General features: G+C 64.4%; 16 protein-coding genes. 6 read left to right on the forward strand and 10 right to left on the reverse strand.

Annotated features, from left to right (window positions below; translation table 11 throughout):
- Positions 1-3 precede the first annotated feature (3 nt).
- Together ACWAT4_RS13935 and ACWAT4_RS13940 are read right to left on the reverse strand one after the other, a co-directional pair.
- On the reverse strand, positions 4-450 hold the full coding sequence (locus ACWAT4_RS13935; protein WP_212301290.1) for a cupin domain-containing protein: 447 nt from the start codon (positions 448-450) through the stop codon (positions 4-6).
- 101 nt (positions 451-551) lie between these two features.
- Entirely contained in the window at positions 552-1,733 is a 1,182-nt protein-coding gene (locus tag ACWAT4_RS13940; protein WP_212444490.1) for a CgeB family protein, read from the reverse strand.
- Between the two features lie 39 nt (positions 1,734-1,772).
- Between ACWAT4_RS13940 and ACWAT4_RS13945 the strand changes: the two genes are divergently transcribed.
- Positions 1,773-2,069: a hypothetical protein gene (locus ACWAT4_RS13945; RefSeq protein ID WP_449730768.1), complete on the forward strand. Its 297-nt coding sequence runs from the start codon at positions 1,773-1,775 to the stop codon at positions 2,067-2,069.
- A gap of 87 nt (positions 2,070-2,156) precedes the next feature.
- Positions 2,157-3,188 (forward strand): acyltransferase family protein, encoded by a 1,032-nt coding sequence (locus tag ACWAT4_RS13950; RefSeq protein ID WP_449730769.1) that lies wholly within the window; start codon positions 2,157-2,159, stop codon positions 3,186-3,188.
- A 24-nt stretch (positions 3,189-3,212) separates the two neighbouring features.
- Here ACWAT4_RS13950 and ACWAT4_RS13955 read toward each other — a convergent pair whose 3' ends face one another.
- Positions 3,213-4,436: a phenylacetate--CoA ligase family protein gene (locus ACWAT4_RS13955; RefSeq protein ID WP_449730770.1), complete on the reverse strand. Its 1,224-nt coding sequence runs from the start codon at positions 4,434-4,436 to the stop codon at positions 3,213-3,215.
- Between the two features lie 86 nt (positions 4,437-4,522).
- Here ACWAT4_RS13955 and ACWAT4_RS13960 point away from each other — a divergent pair, with 86 nt between their 5' ends.
- On the forward strand, positions 4,523-5,677 hold the full coding sequence (locus tag ACWAT4_RS13960) for an AGE family epimerase/isomerase (RefSeq protein WP_449730771.1): 1,155 nt from the start codon (positions 4,523-4,525) through the stop codon (positions 5,675-5,677).
- A gap of 65 nt (positions 5,678-5,742) precedes the next feature.
- Here ACWAT4_RS13960 and ACWAT4_RS13965 read toward each other — a convergent pair whose 3' ends face one another.
- The 4 genes from ACWAT4_RS13965 to ACWAT4_RS13980 all read right to left on the reverse strand — a co-directional run bounded on the left by ACWAT4_RS13965 (position 5,743) and on the right by ACWAT4_RS13980 (position 10,003).
- Entirely contained in the window at positions 5,743-6,582 is an 840-nt protein-coding gene (locus ACWAT4_RS13965) for an ABC transporter ATP-binding protein (protein ID WP_212301284.1), read from the reverse strand.
- A 122-nt stretch (positions 6,583-6,704) separates the two neighbouring features.
- Entirely contained in the window at positions 6,705-7,988 is a 1,284-nt protein-coding gene (locus tag ACWAT4_RS13970) for an ABC transporter substrate-binding protein (RefSeq protein ID WP_212444485.1), read from the reverse strand.
- A 44-nt stretch (positions 7,989-8,032) separates the two neighbouring features.
- Entirely contained in the window at positions 8,033-9,106 is a 1,074-nt protein-coding gene (locus tag ACWAT4_RS13975) for a branched-chain amino acid ABC transporter permease (RefSeq protein WP_212426258.1), read from the reverse strand.
- A gap of 3 nt (positions 9,107-9,109) precedes the next feature.
- Positions 9,110-10,003, reverse strand: coding sequence for a branched-chain amino acid ABC transporter permease (locus ACWAT4_RS13980; RefSeq protein ID WP_212301281.1), 894 nt, complete (start codon positions 10,001-10,003; stop codon positions 9,110-9,112).
- Positions 10,004-10,089: 86 nt separating this feature from the next.
- On the opposite strand from ACWAT4_RS13980, the gene ACWAT4_RS13985 reads away from it, so the two are divergent.
- Positions 10,090-10,272 (forward strand): hypothetical protein, encoded by a 183-nt coding sequence (locus tag ACWAT4_RS13985; RefSeq protein WP_449730772.1) that lies wholly within the window; start codon positions 10,090-10,092, stop codon positions 10,270-10,272.
- 68 nt (positions 10,273-10,340) lie between these two features.
- On the opposite strand, the gene ACWAT4_RS13990 is transcribed toward ACWAT4_RS13985, so the two are convergent.
- Both ACWAT4_RS13990 and ACWAT4_RS13995 read right to left on the reverse strand, forming a co-directional pair.
- Positions 10,341-12,272, reverse strand: coding sequence for a long-chain fatty acid--CoA ligase (locus ACWAT4_RS13990; protein WP_212301280.1), 1,932 nt, complete (start codon positions 12,270-12,272; stop codon positions 10,341-10,343).
- Positions 12,269-13,090: an ABC transporter ATP-binding protein gene (locus ACWAT4_RS13995; protein WP_212301279.1), complete on the reverse strand. Its 822-nt coding sequence runs from the start codon at positions 13,088-13,090 to the stop codon at positions 12,269-12,271. Before ACWAT4_RS13995 ends, ACWAT4_RS13990 begins: the two co-directional genes overlap by 4 nt.
- Before the next feature lie 337 nt (positions 13,091-13,427).
- Here ACWAT4_RS13995 and ACWAT4_RS14000 point away from each other — a divergent pair, with 337 nt between their 5' ends.
- Positions 13,428-14,102, forward strand: a complete 675-nt coding sequence (locus tag ACWAT4_RS14000) for a Crp/Fnr family transcriptional regulator (RefSeq protein WP_212301278.1) — start codon at positions 13,428-13,430, stop codon at positions 14,100-14,102.
- Between the two features lie 36 nt (positions 14,103-14,138).
- On the opposite strand, the gene ACWAT4_RS14005 is transcribed toward ACWAT4_RS14000, so the two are convergent.
- Positions 14,139-15,395, reverse strand: a complete 1,257-nt coding sequence (locus ACWAT4_RS14005; RefSeq protein WP_449730773.1) for an MFS transporter — start codon at positions 15,393-15,395, stop codon at positions 14,139-14,141.
- Positions 15,396-15,695: 300 nt separating this feature from the next.
- On the opposite strand from ACWAT4_RS14005, the gene ACWAT4_RS14010 reads away from it, so the two are divergent.
- A complete protein-coding gene (locus ACWAT4_RS14010) occupies positions 15,696-19,019 on the forward strand; it encodes an adenylate/guanylate cyclase domain-containing protein (protein WP_449730774.1) in 3,324 nt (1,107 codons plus the stop codon).
- The last annotated feature ends 20 nt before the right edge of the window (positions 19,020-19,039 follow it).

Raw genomic sequence — 19,039 nt, forward strand, 5'->3', positions numbered from 1 at the left:
AGCTCACAGGCTTGGACCCTTGATCCGGATTTCGGATTGGGGGACTTCGGCAAACCGCGTCTTGTCGTTCTCGCCGGAATAGGGACCCTGCTTGATCTCGAACATCTCGACCGGTTCGAGCACGTGGAAGCCGTGGGCGCCGCTGCACAACAGGATGATGTCGCCGGCGCCGAGGACGCGGCTTTCCAGATAATTTTCTTCGACCGTGTAGAAGTCGACCTGGAGCTTGCCCTTCTGGATCAGCAGCACTTCCTGGGTGTAGTGCACCTCCCGCGTCACCTTGTTGTGGCGATGCGGCTCGATGCTCTTGCCCTTCGGATGGCTCATATAGGCGAGCTGCTGCGACAGTTCGGGTGATGAAAAGAAGTGGATACCCGGCTCGCGGAACGAGGCGCGCACGATGATCGCATAGAGCTGGTCGCCGAATCGAACATGCTCGACGTGTTCCATTCTGGGCCTCGACAAAAAGCGCTGAAATTATAGTGACATAGCGTCACGCAAGGGCACTTTGGCCATTTTGGCCGAGACCGTCAAGGGCGCGCCGGTGGCTCTTACGTGCGGCCGGCGAGCTGCAAGATCGTGCTGACGCGTTGGCGGAACGTGTGGGTCGAAAGCGTGCATGCCTGTCCGGCCGCAGCGATCGCCATGCGCGCTGGCTCATCATTCAGATAGCGATCGATCTGCGCGATGCAGTCGTCCGCCGAGCGCCAGACAGCGACCTCGCGGCCGGGCTCGAACAGCGTATGGAGATTGTCCTTGAAGTCGGTGAGCAGGAAGGCGCCGACGCCGGTCGCTTCGAACAGGCGGGCATTGCCGGCTTCGGGTCCGGCCATGTCGATATGCGAGTTGAGCGTCACGCGCGAGGCTCGCAGCGCCTGATACATCTCCACGCCCCAAACCTCACCCTGGTAACAGCGATGAAGCGGCGACGAGGCGGGCAATGTGTGCAGGCCGCTGCCGAACAGTTTCAGATCGTGGCGCCGCGCGACAGCTTCGAGCTGCGCCACGCGCTGCTGATGATCGGCCGATACGGCGCCCACGAATGAGACGTCGATGCTGCGCGCCGGTGCGGGCGGAAGAACGTCGAGAATCCCAGGCTCGAATCCGAGATGGATGACCTCGGAGCGCGCGCCTTGTTGGCGAAAGAACTCCACCACCGCGGCGATCTGCGAGATCAGGAGATCGTAGACCGACCAGTCTTCACCGCGCGAGGGCACGATTCCGACCTGGCCGACCATGGTGGGACGGCAGATCTGCTTGATCCGGCGCACGAGGCGTGTGTCGACATGGAACAGATCCTGGTTGAGGATCAGGTCCGGCTTGAAGTCCTCGATCTGCGCCAGCAGGATCTGTTCCGACTGTGCGTCGAGGCGCGGGCTCAGTCCGATCTTGCGCGCGAGCGGTCTCAACACCGGCTTGAACGGCGCGACGGCGCGCTGCAGCCATCCGGGGATCGCATCGCTCACCGCAGCGCCCGGCGGCGGAGACGGCGTTACGCTGATGCCGTGTTCGCGCGCCCATGCGGTCTGCATCCAGCCGTTGTTGACGTGGATGTTGGCGGCCGTGTGCCCGAGGGCCTCGAAATTGCGCGAGTAGAAGTCGGCCACGCCGAACAGGCTGGCGCTGCGCGCTGCCATCTGTGCGTCGTAGGTCGCATTCTCGAGGCCCGGATGGCGCCGGTACAGCCAGGCGAGAAAGCGCTGATAATCGGCGTTGAGGATGAGAACGCGCATCAGCCGGTGCTTGATGCGTGCGTTCGGTGGTGGTCGGACATGCCCAAGGCCGAAATTGATCCTCTTGAGGTCGACATGAGTACTCACCAAGGTCGTGAAATCGAGCTGATATCCCGCTTGTTCCAGCCTGGCAACAATGATTGTAGCTGTCTTTCAGTTCGAGCTGGGGGCGCCGTATTCCATTTCGAAAGCCTATCAAGACACTCGATGGCGGCGATCTTGCTTGAGAGCATGTTCGCGGCGCGGCTCTCGCCCGACACGCAAAGCTCGATGCTCTTCTCGATTGCTTCAAGCATCGAGAGCCGTCTTGGCAGAGGGCGGCGCATTCAGATATGACCACGGCCCCGGTATCGATCGGCGCGCACTGGCTTTCGGGTCGGCCTCCATTCCGGAGCATCGTCGGTTCCAAGGTAGACTCAGGAGATGACTGCATCGCCGCGATTTTTCGGAGGCATACATGCGCTGAGGGCCGTGGCGGCAATTTTGGTCGTCGGCGAGCACGCGGCCTATGTGGCAAACCACTACACTCCGATCCGCATGACCTCGTTCGGCGTTGTGCTGTTTTTCGCGATTTCCGGGTTCGTGATCGCGCTGCAGCGAGCGAAGAACTGGACGAATTTCGTACAGCATCGATTGTTGCGGATTTACCCGAGTTACTGGCTGGCCATGATCGTTGCAGCGATCGGGCTCGCCGCGATTCATTCGCCGGTCAGCGCGAGCGCATCATCGCTGCTGCTGTATCCCTCCACCGTCAGCAACAGCACGCTCACGATTCCTTACTGGACTCTCGCATTCGAAATCATCTTCTATGCTCTGGCGTCCGTCGCCTATTGGGTGCGCCTCAGTGATCGCAGCTTGACCATTCTTGCGGTCATCTGGATTTTGGTCGTCAATCTCGTGGCCGCGGCGCCTGATGTCGGCAGGTACACCTTTCCGGGCCTTCCCGGCATTCTATGGTCGCCGGCCGTGCAGGTTTTTCCGATGGGCGTCATCTGCGGGATTCATTTCGACGATCTCAGGAAGGTGCCCCGGCTGGCCGGCCTTTTGGTTGCCCTGGTTGCCTTTTGCGTGAGCTTTGCATTTCCCGAGTACAGTTCGCACAAGCTGCTTTTCCTCGGCGTGGCGGCAACGAGTCTCTTGCTCGCTGTTGCCGATATCGATTTGAATTCGCGTATGGCTGAGACGTTGGGCGACGCGTCATACGGCATCTATCTGCTGCACTTTCCGGCCATCATCATTGCCGTGCGCGTATTGCACGTGCAGGGACTTGCTTGGCTCCCGCTGTATTTCGCGATCGGCCTGATGGCAGGCTACGCCTTCGGACTGCTTGATTGTCGGATCTACCGGCGGCTGGCGGCAAACTCCTCGCGAATCTTCAGCTTGCCCACCCGGACGAAAGAGCCGGCTGCCGCAACGTCCGGCGCGATTCAAAGCGACCAAGATCAACCAGGCTGACCGGTTCGCGACGTCGAGCGGAGCCTATCGCTCGTCCGCGATCACCTTGCCGTCGTTCGGCAGCGCGCCGGGATCGACCAGCTCGACGGCGCCGCCGAGCTTCGTTACGGCCCGAAGGCTGCTTGCGATCTCCTCGCGCAGCGCATCGCTTGCGGCCGGCGTTTCCGCCTTCAGCGTCATGGCGTCGGTCTCGCCCTGGCGCGTGACGACGAGACGCAGGCGCCCGAGGGCCGCATGGCGCTTGCCGATCTCGGCGATCTGCTCGGGACGGACGAACATGCCCTTGACCTTGGTGGTCTGGTCGGCGCGGCCCATCCAGCCCTTGATGCGCATGTTGGTGCGCCCGCATTTGCTTGGGCCGGGCAGCTCCGCGGTGAGGTCGCCGAGCGCGAGCCGGATCCAGGGATGATGCGGATCGAGCGAGGTCACCACGATCTCGCCGACATCGCCGGGGGACACGGGATCACCGGTGCCGGGCTTGACGATCTCCATGATCAGATCCTCGTTCACCACCATGCCGTCGCGCGCCTCGGTCTCGAACGCGATCAGGCCGAGATCGGCGGTGCCGAAGGCCTGGTAGGCGTCGATGCCGCGCGCCTTGATCTCGGCCTGGAGCGAGGGCGGGAAGGCGGCGCCGGAAACCAGCGCGCGCTTGATCGAGGAGACGTCGCGGACCCCGGCGGTGGCGGCATCGAGCAATATCTTGAGGAAGTCCGGCGTGCCGCTGTAGCCGATCGGCCTGTAAGCCTCGATCAGCTCGAATTGCTGCTCAGTATTGCCGGGACCTGCCGGAATCACAGCGCAGCCGAGCGCGCGCGCCGAGGCATCGAAGATGAAGCCGCCGGGGGTGAGATGATAGCTGAAGGTGTTCAGCACGATATCGTCGGGCCGGAATCCAGCCGCAAACAGCGCCCGCGCGCCGCGCCAGGGATCGGCCTGCCGTCCTTCGGGCTCGAAGATCGGGCCCGGGGAGGTGAAAAGGCGGCCGAACGAGCCCGGGGATGCCGCCACGAAGCCGCCGAAGGGCTGGGAGGCCTTATGCAGGGCCGGCAGTTCCGACTTGCGCAGCACGGGAAGGCCCGCCAGCGCTGTCCTGGAGGTCACCGCGGCGGGATCGATGCCCTTCAGCCGCTCGGCATAGGCGGGCGCGCTCATCGCGCTGCGCAGGACGCCTGGCAGGCGGGCAAACAGATCGGCCTCGCGCGCCGCATGCTCGCGCGTCTCGAGAGCGTCGTAATGGGCGGTCATGGCAGGTCTTTCCGGGTTGGCATCCGTTGCGCGCCGCCGCTCGCATGGGTATCAGACGGCCATTGGCGGGGCGTGGAGAGGACGCGATGGCGGACGAGAGCATCATTCCGGCGGCCGAGACGGTGGACGTCGTCGCACGCCTGAAGCGCCGCGTGATCGAGGATGCGATCCCGCTGTGGTCGACGGTCGGCTGGGACCATGCCACGGGCGGTTTTATCGACCGGCTGCATCGCGATGGCAGCGCAGATGCGGCTGCGCCGCGGCGGGTGATGGTGCAGGCGCGCCAGATCTATTGCTACGCCAAGGCGGCGCAGATGGGCTGGTATCCCGAGGGGCGCGCCATCGCGCTGAAGGGGCTGGAGCACCTCCTGGCAAAGGCGAAGGCGCCCGACGGCAAGCCCGGCTATGTGCACCGGCTGACGCCGGAGGGAACTGTGCTGGACGCGCGGCGCGACGCCTACGACCACGCCTTCATCCTGTTTGCGCTGGCGACTGTCTATGCGCTCGACCAGGACGCACAAATCCGCGCCGAGATCGACGCGCTGCTCGCCTTCCTCGACGGCCATCTGCGCTCCCCGCATGGTGGGGTGCACGAAAGCCTGCCGGTGTCGCTGCCGCGTCGGCAGAATCCGCACATGCATCTGTTCGAGGCGATGATCGCGTGTTTCGACGCGACCCACGATCTGTCGTTCCAGAACCGCGCCGGCGAGTTCTTCGCGCTGTTCCTCGCCAACCTCTACGACAAGCGGAAATGCGCGCTCGGTGAATATTTCGAGGAGGACTGGTCGAAGATCGAGCCGGTCAGCGTCGAGCCCGGCCACCAGGCGGAATGGGTGTGGCTGCTGAAAGGGTTCGAGCGCATCACGGGATGTCCGACCGGGCCGCGGCGCGCCGAGTTGCTTGCGACCGCGCTGCGTTATCGCGACGCAGCCACCGGCTGCCTCGTCGACGAGGGCGACGACACCGGCAACATCCGCCGCAGCACACGCCGGCTGTGGCCACAGACCGAGATGGCAAAGGCGTGGATCGCGCAGGCCGAGTCCGGCGAGGCGGGCGCAGCGGAGGAGGCGCGCGCGGCGCTGGTGCGGCTCGAACGGCATTACCTCAGCCATCCCGTGCGGGGCGGCTGGTACGATCAGTTCGACAGCGACGGCAAATCGCTGGTCGACACCATTCCTGCGTCGTCGTTCTATCATGTTCTCTGCGCGGTCACGGAAGCGGAGCAGGTGCTGGAGGGCTAGAGCTCTCTTGTTTTGACGCGTTTTCTTCACGCGAACCGGTTCCCACTTCGCTTGAAAACGCTTTGTCAGAGCCACCGCTTGCGCCGCTTGAAGCTCTTGAGGTTCTTGAAGCTCTTGCGCTGGTCGCCGGCGCCGCCGAGATAGAACTCCTTGACGTCCTCGTTGTCGCGCAGCTCGTCGGCGGTGCCGTCGAGCACGACCTTGCCCTGCTCCATGATGTAGCCGTGGCTCGCCACCGACAGCGCAGCGCGCGCGTTCTGCTCGACCAGCAGGATGGTGACGCCGAGGTCGCGGTTGATCTTCTGGATGATGGAGAACACCTCTTTCACCAGCAGCGGCGACAGGCCCATCGAAGGCTCATCCATCAGGATCATCTTCGGGCGCGCCATCAGCGCGCGGCCGATCGCGAGCATCTGCTGCTCGCCGCCGGAGAGATAGCCGGCAAGGCCGGTGCGCTCCTTCAGGCGCGGGAAATAGTTGAAGACCATGTCGAGGTCGGCATCGACCTCGCGATCCCTGCGGGTGAAGGCGCCGAGCTTGAGGTTTTCCAGCGACGTCATGTCGGCGACGATGCGGCGGCCTTCCATGACCTGGAAGATGCCGCGACGGACGATCTTGTCTGGATCGATGCCGGCGATGGGCTCGCCCTCGAACAGGATCTCGCCGCGCGTGACCTCGCCGTCCTCGGTCTTGAGCAGCCCCGAGATCGCCTTCAGCGTCGTCGACTTGCCGGCGCCGTTGGCGCCCAGCAGCGCCACGATCGCGCCCTTGGGCACGTCGAGGCTCAGTCCGCGCAGCACCAGGATGACGTCGTCATAGACGACCTCGATGTTGCGCACGGCGAGGAGGGGCGGTGCGGGTACGACGCTCGGGGAGGGGCGGGTTGCTTCGAGGGTTTCGGTCATGTGTGTCGCCAATCTGCTAGGCTCGTCATGCCCGGGCTTGTCCCGGCCATCCACGTACTTCGTGCCGAGTGGTCAGACGTGGATGGCCGGGACAAGCCCGGCCATGACGTCCGAGATTGCGATCACCAGCCCAGCAATTCCGGCTTGCGCGGCAGCTCGACGGTCTTGACCTTCTCGAGCTTGATCGTGCCCTTGGCCATGAGGTCGTTGAGCTCGCCGTCGGTGGGGCCCGAGATCTTGGTGCGATAGAGGTCGACCTTCAGCGTGCCGCGGTGATCCTTGTCGGTCCAGGTCGAGGGATTGCAGACACCTTCCAGGCCTGCCGGCACCCAATCCTTCTTCTGATAGAAACCCTTCACGACGTTGTCGCCGGTGGCGCCGCCGTTCTTGGCAGCCCAGTCGAGCGCTTCCTTCATGTAGAGCGACGAACAGACCGCGGCGACATAGTGCACGGGGCGATAGACCTTGCCGGTGGGGTCGGACATCTTCGAGATCTCCATCACCGTCTTCATGCCGGGCGCATCGCCGCCCCAGCTCACCGGCGTGCGCAGCGGGAAGATCACGCCATTGGCGGCATCGCCCGCGGTCTTGGCGGCGTTCTCGTCCATGCCCCAGACGTTGCCGAGGAACTGGATCTCGACGCCCGCGGTCTTGCAGGCCTTCATCACCGAGATGTTGGAAGCTGCGGTGTTGCCGAGATAGGCGTAATTGGCGCCCGACGATTTCAGGCTCAGGCACTGCGCGCTGTAGTCGCCCGGCGTCAGCGCGAACACCAGCGGCGGCAGCACCTCGAAGCCGAGCTCCTGCGCCATGGCCTCGCCGGCGGCCTTCGGCGCGTTCGGATAGGGATGGTTGGCGCCCATGTGGACGAATTTCGGCTTGCCGGGCTTGCCCTTGGTCTTCCAGTCTTCGGCCGCCCACATCAGCATCGCCCGCAGCGCGTCCGAATAGCTCGGACCATAGAAGAAATTATAGGGCGCCGGCTTGGCCTTGCCGCTGACGCCTTCGGGATCGGTGAGAGCGGCGGCGTAGGAGCCGGACAGGTCGGGGATCTTGTCCTGGGCGAGGAAGCCGGTCAGCGCCTCGGTATCCGCGGTGCCCCAGCCCATGATCGCGGCAACCTTGCTGTCGGGAGCCGACCACTTCTTGTAGAGCGCGATCGCCTTAGGCACCTGGTAGCCGTAATCGTTGGTGTCGACGTTGAGCTGCTTGCCGCCGATGCCGCCGTTCTTGTTGACCCAGGCGAACGTGTCGGCGACGGCCTGGCCGTAGGGCGTGCCGACGTCGGAGGTGCCGCCGGAATAATCGGCGAGATGGCCGATCGCGATCTGCGCCTGCGCGCTCGCGGAGAATGCCGCGATCACAAGCGCGAGCGATGCGGTGCTCAAAAGGGACTTCATCGTCATGGGTCGGTTCCTCCAGTTTATTGTTTAAGTGAAGTTGCCCGGGCTCAATGCGAGAACGGGTAGAGTTTCCAGTACGCCTTGATCTGTCGCCAGCGATGCGCGAGGCCGTCCGGCTCGAACATCAGGAACGCGATGATGATCAGTCCGATGGTGATCTCGCGCAGGAAGGTGATGTTGTTGTTGAGCGCCAGCGCCTTGTCGATCGCGCCGCCCTTCAGGTACAGGCTGAGCAGCTCGATCGATTCCGGCAGCAGCACCACGAAGGCGGTGCCCATCAGCGTGCCCATGATCGAGCCGGTGCCACCGATGATGATCATGGCGAGAAACAGGATCGAGCGTTCGATGCCGAAGCCTTCCTGCGACACGACCTGCTGGTAGTGCGCGTAGAGCGCGCCGGCGATGCCGGCGAAGAAGGCGGCGAGACCGAACGACAGCGTGCGGTATTTGGTGAGGTTGATGCCCATGATCTCCGCGGAGAGATAATGGTCGCGGATCGCCACCAGCGCGCGGCCGTCGCGCGTGCGCATCAGGTTGGTGACGAGGATGTAGCTCGCCAGCACGTAGGCCAGCACGACGTAGAAATATTGCCTGTCGCCGCGCAACGTGTAGCCGAAGATCGAGAACGGATTCGCGCTGGCCGGCACCGAGCCGCCCGAGAACCATTCGGCGCGGGAGAAGAAGTCGAGCAGGATGTATTGCGCAGCCAGCGTGGCGATGACGAGATAGAGCCCCTTCAGCCGCGCCGCCGGGATGCCGAAGATCAATCCGACCAGCGCGGTGACGATTCCCGCAAGCGGGATCGCGAAGAACACCGGGATCGGTGCGTTGTTGGAGATGTAGGCCGAGGTGAAGGCGCCGAGCAGGAAGAAGGCGGCATGGCCGATCGAGATCTGGCCGGTGAAGCCGACCAGGATGTTCAGCCCCAGCGCCGCGATCGAGAAGATGCCGATCTGGATCAGGATGCTGAGCCAGTAACCGCCGAGGACTTGCGGAACGAGGCAGAGCAGCAGCACGCCCGCAATCGCAAAGTTGCGGCTGGTCGTGGTCGGGAAGATCGTGGTGTCGGCCGCATAGGAGGTGCGGAAATCACCAGCAGGGATGAGGGCAGGGCCGGCCATGGGTCAGATCCGTTCGATGTCGTGGGTGCCGAATAGGCCGTAAGGCTTGATCATCAGCACGATGATGAGGACGTAGAACGGCGCGATCTCGTAGAGATTGCCCCAGTGCAGGTACTCGCTGTCGACATACTGCGCGACGTTCTCGAGCAGGCCGATGATGATGCCGCCAAGCACCGCGCCGCCGACGGAATCGAGCCCGCCCAGGATCGCTGCCGGAAACACCTTGATGCCGTAGGCGGCAAGGCCGGAGGAGACGCCGTTGACGACGGCGACGACCACGCCCGCCACGGCGGAGACGGTCGCCGAGATCGCCCAGGCCATCGCAAACACGCTCTTCACGGATATGCCGAGCGATTGCGCGACCTGCTGGTTGAACGCGGTGGCGCGCATCGCCAGGCCATACTTCGAAGCGCGGAAGAACCAGGCCATGCCGATCATCATCGCGACTGAGACCACGAGGCTCATGACATAGACGGTCTGGACCTGGAGGCCGAACAGGCCGACCGACTGGCTCTCGAACACGCGTGGGAAGGGCTGCGGGTTGACGCCGAACATCCATTTCAGCGTCGCCTGCAGCACGGTGGAGAGGCCGATCGTCACCATGATCACGGAGATGATCGGTTCGCCGATCATCGGGCGCAGGATCAGGACCTGAATCGCGATGCCGAACACGAACATGAACACCAGCGTCATCGGCATGCCGATCCAGAACGGCACCTGATATTTGGCGAGCAGCGCCCAGCACACCCAGGCGCCGACCAGCAGCAATTCACCTTGCGCGAAATTGACGACTTGCGTCGCCTTGTAGATCAGCACGAACGACATCGCGACCACGCCATAGAGCGTGCCGACCACGAGGCCGTTGACCAGAAGCTGGATGAGGAAGGCGGTGTTCATGTCGGTTCCGTGTTATCTTCGCCTCGCCCCGCTTGCGGGGAGAGGCCGACGCGCGGAACGCGCGGCGGGTGAGGGGGAGTCTCCGCATGCGAGGTGCTGACGAATCCAAGACCGAGCGCGCCAGACACTTGCGAGCCGCGTTGACGGATGCGGAAGGGAAACTCTGGTATCGCCGGTTCTGGAACAACGATGTGTCGACCAATCTGGTCGGGGTTCTCGAAACGATTGCCACCGCCTTCGCGGAGGCTCCCCCTCACCCGGATCGCTGACGCGCTCCGGCCTCTCCCTGCAAGCGGGGAGAGGCGAAGGGCAGCACCGTTCGCGATGGATACCTGTCTCACTCCGCCGCCTCCGCCATCGGGCCATGTCCACCGAGGTCCACGACCCGTAGTGTGGTGCGGACGCGCTGCGTGGTGCCGTCCTGGAAGCGGATCACGGTGTCGACGGGGATGTCGGCGTCGCCGCGATAGATCGCGTCGATGATTCCAGCGTATTTCTCGTTGATGACGCCGCGGCGAACTTTTCGTGTGCGGGTGAGCTCGCCGTCATCGGCATCGAGCTCCTTGTAGAGCAAGAGGAAGCGCGAGATGCGCTGGGCCGGCGGCAGCGTGGCGTTGACGGTCTCGACCTCCTTCTGGAGCAGCTTGTAGACCTCGGGCCGGGAGGCGAGGTCGCTGTAGGTCGTGAACGAGAGCCGGTTCTTCTCCGCCCATTTCGAGATGATGGAGTAGCGGATGCAGATCATCGCGGCGAGCGCGTCGCGGCCGGCTCCCAGCACAACGGCTTCCGCGATGTAGGGCGAGAACTTCAGTTTGTTCTCGATGAATTGCGGCGAGAAACGCTCGCCGCGCGAGGTCTCCGCAAGATCCTTGATGCGGTCGATGACGACGAGCTGGCGGTTCGCGTTGAAATAGCCGGCATCGCCCGACAGCATCCAGCCGTCCCTGATGTCGGCGACGCTCGCTTCAGGGTTCTTGTAATAGCCGAGGAACATGTTGGGATGCCGCACCACGATCTCGCCGACGCCGTGGACGTCGGCATTGTCGATGCGGATCTCGACATTGTCGGCCATCGGCACGCCGGTGGTGTCGGGGTCGACCTTGCCCTCGGGATGCAGCGTGTAAGCCCCCAGCAACTCGGTCTGGCCGTAGAGCGTGCGCAGCGGCACGCCCATGGCCTGGAAGAACTTGAACGTGTCGGGCCCGAGCGCGGCGCCGCCGGTGGCCGCCGAGCGCAGGCGGGTGAAACCGAGCCGGTCGCGCAGCGCGCGGAACAGGATCGCATCGGCGAAGCCGGAGCGCTTGCCTTGTTCGAGCGCGGCGAGACCGGACTTCATGCCGATGTCGAACAGGCGCTGCTTGAACGGCGTCGCGTCCATCACCTTGGCGCGGACGTCGGCGGCGATCGTCTCCCAGACGCGGGGCGCGAACAGCACGAACGTCGGCGCGATCTCGCGCAGATCATTCATCATCGTGTCCGGCTCTTCGACGAAGTTGATCTTCATCCGGCAGAGCAGGCCTTTGCCGAGCACATAGACCTGTTCCATGATCCACGGCAGCGGCAGCACGGAGACGTACTCGTCGTCGGGGCCCTTCGGGTCGAAGGCGAGATAGGTCGCGCAGTGCCCGAGCACGCGGCCGGCAGCGAGCATCGCGAGCTTTGGATGCGACGTCGTGCCCGACGTGGTGCAGAGAATCGCGACGTCCTCGCCCTTGGTCGCATCCACGAGGCGATCGTAGAGGTCCGGTTCGCGGGTCGCGCGGGCGCGGCCGAGTTCGGCGAACTTCTCCGCCGACATCAGGCGCGGGTCGTCATATTTCCGCATGCCGCGCGGGTCCGAATAGATGACGTGCTTCAGTTTCGGCACGCGCTCGGCCAGCGCCAGCAGCTTGTCGACCTGCTCCTCGTCCTCGGCGAAGACGAGCTGGGCCTCGCCATAGTTGAGGAGATATGATGCCTCTTCGTCCAGCACATCGCGATAGAGCCCCAGGCTCAATCCGCCGATCGCATGGGTCGCCACTTCCGCCGCAACCCAGTCCGGCCGGTTGTCTCCGATGATGCCGATGACGTCGCCGCGGCCGAGGCCGAGTTCGACCAGCCCGAGCGCGAAGTCGCGCACGCGGGTCTGGTAATCGTTCCAGGTGAAGGGGCGCCAGAGGCCGAGATCCTTTTCACGCAGCGCGATCTCGTTGCCGTGCTCTCTGGCATTGAGCCGGAGCATTTTCGGATAGGTATCGGCCTGCGCGACGCGCCCTGCATAATCCATCATGCGGCGCACTCCGGAGCCTCGGGCTTGTCGTCGGGATCAGTGAGCACCTCGTCCTCTTCACCGAGATAGGCACGCTTGACGTGGGGATCGGCGAGCACAGCGGCCGGATCGCCTTCGGCGATCTTCTTGCCGAAATCCAGCACCATGACGCGATGGGAGATATCCATCACCACGCCCATGTCATGCTCGATCATCACCACCGTCATGCCGAACTCCTCGTTGAGATCGACGATGTAGCGGGCCATGTCCTCCTTCTCCTCGAAGTTCATGCCGGCCATCGGCTCGTCGAGGAGGATGAGGCGCGGCTCCAGTGCCATGGCACGGGCGAGCTCGACGCGCTTGCGCAGGCCGTAGGAGAGGGTGCCGGCTTGCGCTTTCCGCACCGACTGGAGATCGAGGAAGTCGATGATCTCCTCGACCTTGCGGCGATGTTCGAGCTCTTCCTTGCGCGCGCCGGTGAGCCAGTACAGCGAGCCCGTGAGGAAATTGTTCTTCAGCAGGTGATGGCGGCCGACCATGATGTTGTCGAGCACGCTCATGTGGTGGAACAGGGCGAGGTTCTGGAAGGTGCGGCCGATGCCGAGTTTGGGGCGCGCATTCGGCGTCAGGCCGGTGATGTCACTGCCCTGGTAGAACAGCTGGCCTTCGGTCGGCTTGTAGCGACCGGAAATACAGTTCACGATCGAGGTCTTGCCGGCGCCGTTGGGACCGATGATCGAGAACAGCTCGCCTTCCCTGATGGCAAAGCTGACATCGGTCAGCGCGCGGACGCCGCCGAACCGCAGGGACACGCCGCGCACTTCGAGACTGGTAGCCACCAAACAAATCCCTCCCGGTGATGGCGCGTTCAGCGGCGCTCTTCGTCCGTTCCTCTCGGGCGATCCTAGTACGGTCGTGCCGGTGAGGCCATGCAGCACATGGTCCCGACCGGAGCCGCGCCACTTTCGCACCCGTTTGGGATCAAAAGCCGCAACACCCGAGGTGGCTCTCAATAGGGGAAAGCGCTATTTTGAAATGTCTCCGGCCTGACAATTCTGCGACAAAGTTTTTCGGGCAGCAGCCACATCCATCTTTCGTAGGATGGTGGTCGGAACGATCGTGCTGCAGTGCAGCAGGCGGATGGAGTGACGAAACGGTGCGGCTGGCTTCGGGGTCATGATTTCAGAGGATCAACTGAAGCGCGTCGCCGCGTGGTCGCGCGAGCTCACGCCGGCGGAGATCGAGGTCGCCCGCGCCGGGATCACAGAGCGGTCCTACGGCACCGGCGAGACCGTGTTCATGCGCGGCGACAAGTTCGACTATTGGGCCGGCATGGTGAGCGGCCTCGCCCGCATGGGCGGGGTCTCGCGCGACGGCAAGGAGACGAGCCTTGCGGGGCTTACGGCGGGCGCCTGGTTCGGCGAGGGCAGCGTGCTCAAGAACGAGCTGCGCCGCTACGACGTGGTCGCACTGCGCGTCAGCCGCGTCGCCCTGATGGAGCGCAGCGCCTTCATGTGGCTGTTCGAGAACAGCGTCGGCTTCAACCGCTTCCTGGTGCGCCAGCTCAACGAGCGGCTCGGCCAGTTCATTGGCATGCTCGAGGTCAACCGGACGCTGGATGCGACCTCTCGGCTTGCCCGGAGCATTGCCTCGCTGTTCAACCCGATCCTCTATCCGGAATCGACTGCGCATCTGGAGATCACCCAGGAGGAGATCGGGGCGCTCTCCGGCATGTCGCGCCAGAACGCCAATCGCGCGCTGAACCGGCTCGAGAAGGAGGGGCTGCTGCGCCTCGAATACGGTGGCGTCACCATCCTCAATGTCGAGCGGCTGCGCGGCTACGGGGATTAGAGCGTTTTCGAGCGAACGATTTATCGGAACGGGGCCCTAGCGGGCATTGGCGGGCGCGTGCACCGGCCAGAGGTCGGCGCGCCAGCGGATCGCGATGGCCAGCATCGCGATGAAGCCTCCGGCGGCGTAGAGCGACCCCGTCGCCGAAAAGCCGATGAGGTCGATCAGGCTGCCGGCCGTGAGCAATCCGATCGGCAGACCGTAGATCACCATCATGCGCACGCCCATGACGCGCCCGCGCAGGTGCGCGCTGGCGGTCCGCATCAGGATCACGGCAGCCGAGATCATCGACAGGCTCTGGGCGATGCCGGCCAGCACGAGGCAAGCCATGGCCACGGGCATGGTCTTGATTTCGACGAACAGCAGCAGCAGCGTGTACCAGGCCAGCGTGGCGCCGATCAGGAGCCGGGCAATGCGCAGGCCGCCGACCAGGCTTAGCGTGACGGAGCCGATCAGCGAGCCCAAGGCGAAGCTCGCCGAGAGATAACCGAGGCCGGTCTGGTCGGTATGAAAGATGTCGCGCGCGATGTAGGGCAGCAATCCATTGGTCAGCGGAAACGCGGTGAGATTGACAAGGAACGCGACGCAAAGCGCGGCCAGCATTGCCGGCCCGTTCCAGGAATACACGATGCCTTCCTTGAGATCACGCAGCAGTCGCGAGCCCGAATGGCTCCCGGCCGCGCGATGCGCGGCGGACTTTGCCGGCCGGGTCAGGCACAGCATCAGGAGGGCGGCCACGACATACAGGCAGGCGATCACTGCATAGACCTTGCCGATCCCGAAGGTCGCGAACAGTCCGGCTCCCGTCAGCGCCCCGGCGATGCGCGCGCTGTCCTGGGTCGTGCGTGACAGACTGATCGCCCCCACCAACAGCTCGGCCGGCATGATGTCGGCGAGAAGTGCGCTGCGAAGGCCGAGATCCGAGGAGCGGATCAGGCCCATGATCGTCACGATGATCATCACCTTGAACGGCGCCAGATGCCCGGTCAGCGCCAGCACCATGATGGTCGAGGCGAGGACCGTATAGGTGAGACGCAGCACGACAAGAAGATCGCGGTGACCCATGCGATCACCGACCATCCCGAGCACCGGAGCAATCAGCGTTCCGACATATTGCAGCGACGCCAGAACGGTGAGCAGCAGCACCGAGCCTGTCTCGACCAGGATGTACCAGCCGAGCACCAGCGTCTCGATCTCGAACGCCCAGGAGGTGAGCAGGTCCGACGGCCACTGAAAGCGATAGTTGCGGATGCGGAATGGTGCGAGCGCCGAACGCCGTGCGGCTGGGCTCACAACGCGATGACGCCTGTCACGGCGATTCCCTTACTCTTCTTATTTGTCATTTCCTCAGCAGGGTAGTACCGGCGATGCGGGTGTCAATTGGTGCCACTGCATGCGGCCATGCTTGCCGGCGACGTACTATGCGCCAGTGCACCCGCAGCATCGCCGCGCCGTTGGACCTGTTGCTGGGAGGGGGTAGACCGGTCGCCCGCTTGCTCTTCCGCCTCGCCGAGGCCATTCTGGCCCACATCGTGGGCCATCCGGTATGGCCCAGCAGATCGCGCCATCGCGGCTTCCGCGAGGTCTTGGGCCATGAAGTGCTCGGGTTGCGGTTTCGAGGTCCAGAGCGGCTTTGCCTTCTGCCCGAAGTGCGGCACGAAGCAGCCGAACGCATGCCCTGGCTGCGGCTTTCCATGCGCGCCGGATTTCGCCTATTGCCCGAAGTGCGGCGTCCTCGTCTGCGAGGTCCCGACGGGCGGAGCGCAGGCATCGGCGCGGACGAGCCCGACGACCGCTCCGATCCGTTCCTCCTCTCCGCCGCTCGTGCCGAGGGCGGAGGCTCAAGCCGAATTTGGACCTCGCTCGGGTGAGGTCGAGGGCGAAGCGAACCGCCGCACCATCACCGTGCTGTTTGCCGATCTCAGTGGCTTTACCGCGATGAGCGAGCGGCTCGATCCAGAGGTCATGCAGTCGCTCCAAAACGAATTGTTCGAGGAGTTGACGGCCGCGGTGCAAGGCTTCGGCGGTTTCGTGGACAAATTCATCGGCGATGCGCTGCTTGCCCTGTTTGGTGCGCCGACGGCGCACGAGGACGATCCGGAACGGGCGGTCCGCGCTGCCCTCGACATGATCGGGCGGACGGCGCGCCTCAGCGAACGTGCGAAGGCGTATGCCGGTTCACCGCTTCAGCTCCATGTCGGCATCAACACCGGACACGTCGTCGCGGGCGGGCTCGGTGTGGGCGCTGCCAAATCCTATTCGGTGACCGGCGATACGGTGAATACCGCCCAGCGACTGCAGTCGATGGCGGCTCCGGGCGAGGTGCTGGTCGGACCGTTGACCCACCGTCTGACGCGGCATGCGTTCTCCTACGACTCGCTTGGCGAAGTCTCGCTCAAGGGCAAGATGGGCACCGTATTGGTCCACCGTCTGAAGGAGCCGCTCGATACGCCCCGTGCGGCGCGAGGCCTCGACATGCTGGGCCTCAATGCGCCGCTGATCGGCCGTGACGCCGAGGTTGCGCGCATGATGGGCAGCCTTGATCTGGCGTGCGGCGGCGCGGCTCAACTGGTGCGGCTGGTCGGTGAAGCCGGCATCGGGAAAACGCGCCTGGTCAGCGAATTCGTCGCCCGCATCCGCGACGAGGATCGTTTCGCAGGCGTGGCGATCCGGCAGGCAGCTTGCTCGCCGCTCGGCGAACAATCCTACGGCGCGCTCGCCGCCGTGCTGCGCAGCGCCTATGGCATCGCGCAGAAGGCCGGCGCCACAGAGGCGGAGGCGAAAGTCGCCGAAGCGCTGGCGGAGCTTGGCCTCGCGACCGACGAGGCCGACCGCCTGATGCCCCTCTATCTGCACGTGCTCGGCCTCGGCGACCCCAACGCCGCGCTCAGGCATGTCGAGCCCGAACAGCTCCGCCGGCAGATATTCTTCGCGATTCGCACCGTCTTCGAACGCCGCCTGGCCCTGTCGCCGCTGTTGATCATCGTCGAGGACCTGCATTGGGCTGATGCGGTGTCGCTTGAAGCGTTGCGGTTCCTGACGGACCGGCTGGAGCGGACGCGCCTGATGCTGCTGTTTACGCATCGGCCGATGCTGGAACTGGATCAGTTCGGCTCGAGCAGGATCAGTCACACAACCCTTCGGCTGCCTCAGCTCGGCGATGCTGATGGACAAAGGCTGCTCGCGGCCTACTTCAGTCAGGGCTGGTGCGAACCGCCGGGGCGTCTGTTCAGTCGCATCCTCGACCGCGCCGGCGGCAATCCGCTTTTCCTCGAGGAGATCATACGCGGCCTCATCGAAGCCGGCACCTTGGGGCGCGACGGCGCGCAGTGGCGGATAACGTCCGATGATGCCGCCGCCGATATTCCGGCGAGCATTCAGGCGTTGTTGCTGGCGCGCCTCGACCGGTTGCCGCATCAGGTGCGCCACCTGGCACAGGAAGCGGCGGTGATCGGTCCGCGTTTTGATGTCGCGGCTCTCGCTGCGGCGGCAACCGAGCCGGCAAGGGTCGAGGTCGGGCTCGAACTTCTGTGCGACGCGGAAATCATCGAGGAGATCGCGGGATCGAACTCGATTTCGTTGCGGACCTACCGCTTCACGCAAACCCTGCTTCAGGACGTGATCTATCAAAATCTGCTTCTGCAGCGGCGGATCGAGCTTCATGGAAGGATTGGTGCCGCACTGGAGCGGCTCCATGGCAACGAGCCCGAGCGCCTCGAAGATCTCATCCTGCTCGGACATCACTTCAGTCTGAGCGCGAGCAAGCCGAAAGGCGCGCGCTATCTGCGCGTGGCCGGTGATCGCGCAGGCGCCAGCTATGCCAATGACGATGCGCTTCGCTTCTACCAGCAGTCCCTTGCCGTGTTGTCGGCCGGCAGTGAAGGAGAGCCGGAACGCCTCGTCCTGCACGAGCGCATTGCCGACCTCTGCCGCGTGGCCGGGCGCCGAAGTACGGCCGAGGAGCATTATCGATGTGCGCTGGAGGGACACCGCACGGCGGAAGAGCGCATCGGCGAAGCGCGGATTCTTCGCAAGCTCGGCCAGTTGTTTTGGGACGCCGGCAAGCGCGTCAGGGCGGAAACGCACTACGCAGATGCGGCTGAGCGGCTTGGCGGGACCGACGCGCCGATCGATTGGGCGCACCTCTTGCAAGAGCGCGGTCGTCTCGCCTTTCGCGTGGGTGATCACGTCGCCGCCGCAAGATGGGCAGACGAGGCGCTCGGCTATGCCCGGTCTGTACCGCCGGACGCGGACGAGCGGGTCGGGCTCGAAGCGGCTCGTGCCATTGCGGAGGCCCTCAATACCAAGGGGGTCGCGCTGGCGCGGCTTGGACGATACCCGGAGGCGGTGCGCGAGGTGGAGCAAAGTGTCGCGGCAGCGGAAGCCGCAGGCCTCCTCAACGTGGAGTGTCGCGGCTACACCAACCTTGGCGTGCTCTACACGCTCGTCGATCCGGCGCGAGCCATCGAGGTCTGCCGGCGCGGGCTCGATGTCGCGCATCGTATCGGCGATCTCGGCTTTGTGGCGCGCCTCCTTGCGAATTATGCCGTTGCCTGTTGCACATTCACGGACCGGTGTAGCGGCGAGGGTGTTCCGGCCGCCGAAAAGGCGATCGAGATTGACCGTGCGCTCGATCAGCGCGAGCATCTGCCGGTACCCTTGATCGTGCTCGGGCAGATCCACCAATGCCATTTCCGGCCCGATCTGGCCGCGCGCTGCTACCACGAGGCGATCGAGGTCGCGACTGAGACCGGTGAGCCGCAGCAGCTTTTTCCGTGCTATGATGGTCTTGCGACCTTGAACCTTGATCGAGGCGACATGCCGGAGGCCGAGCGTTATTTCGCGATGGCCCATGATGTCTGTAACCGGCACGGGCTCGATCCCGCAGGGCTGATCGTACTGCCGTTTCTTGACTAGCCAATATGAGGGAGTTCAAC

Source organism: Bradyrhizobium sp. T-1, from assembly GCF_053592855.1.

Bases quoted from the DNA above. Each gene is read 5' to 3' on its own strand.
- ACWAT4_RS13935 (WP_212301290.1), bottom strand. From the start codon at position 450: ATGGAACACGTCGAGCATGTTCGATTCGGCGACCAGCTCTATGCGATC.
- ACWAT4_RS13940 (WP_212444490.1), bottom strand. From the start codon at position 1,733: ATGCGCGTTCTCATCCTCAACGCCGATTATCAGCGCTTTCTCGCCTGG.
- ACWAT4_RS13945 (WP_449730768.1), top strand. From the start codon at position 1,773: ATGCCCAAGGCCGAAATTGATCCTCTTGAGGTCGACATGAGTACTCAC.
- ACWAT4_RS13950 (WP_449730769.1), top strand. From the start codon at position 2,157: ATGACTGCATCGCCGCGATTTTTCGGAGGCATACATGCGCTGAGGGCC.
- ACWAT4_RS13955 (WP_449730770.1), bottom strand. From the start codon at position 4,436: ATGACCGCCCATTACGACGCTCTCGAGACGCGCGAGCATGCGGCGCGC.
- ACWAT4_RS13960 (WP_449730771.1), top strand. From the start codon at position 4,523: ATGGCGGACGAGAGCATCATTCCGGCGGCCGAGACGGTGGACGTCGTC.
- ACWAT4_RS13965 (WP_212301284.1), bottom strand. From the start codon at position 6,582: ATGACCGAAACCCTCGAAGCAACCCGCCCCTCCCCGAGCGTCGTACCC.
- ACWAT4_RS13970 (WP_212444485.1), bottom strand. From the start codon at position 7,988: ATGACGATGAAGTCCCTTTTGAGCACCGCATCGCTCGCGCTTGTGATC.
- ACWAT4_RS13975 (WP_212426258.1), bottom strand. From the start codon at position 9,106: ATGGCCGGCCCTGCCCTCATCCCTGCTGGTGATTTCCGCACCTCCTAT.
- ACWAT4_RS13980 (WP_212301281.1), bottom strand. From the start codon at position 10,003: ATGAACACCGCCTTCCTCATCCAGCTTCTGGTCAACGGCCTCGTGGTC.
- ACWAT4_RS13985 (WP_449730772.1), top strand. From the start codon at position 10,090: ATGCGAGGTGCTGACGAATCCAAGACCGAGCGCGCCAGACACTTGCGA.
- ACWAT4_RS13990 (WP_212301280.1), bottom strand. From the start codon at position 12,272: ATGATGGATTATGCAGGGCGCGTCGCGCAGGCCGATACCTATCCGAAA.
- ACWAT4_RS14000 (WP_212301278.1), top strand. From the start codon at position 13,428: ATGATTTCAGAGGATCAACTGAAGCGCGTCGCCGCGTGGTCGCGCGAG.
- ACWAT4_RS14010 (WP_449730774.1), top strand. From the start codon at position 15,696: ATGAAGTGCTCGGGTTGCGGTTTCGAGGTCCAGAGCGGCTTTGCCTTC.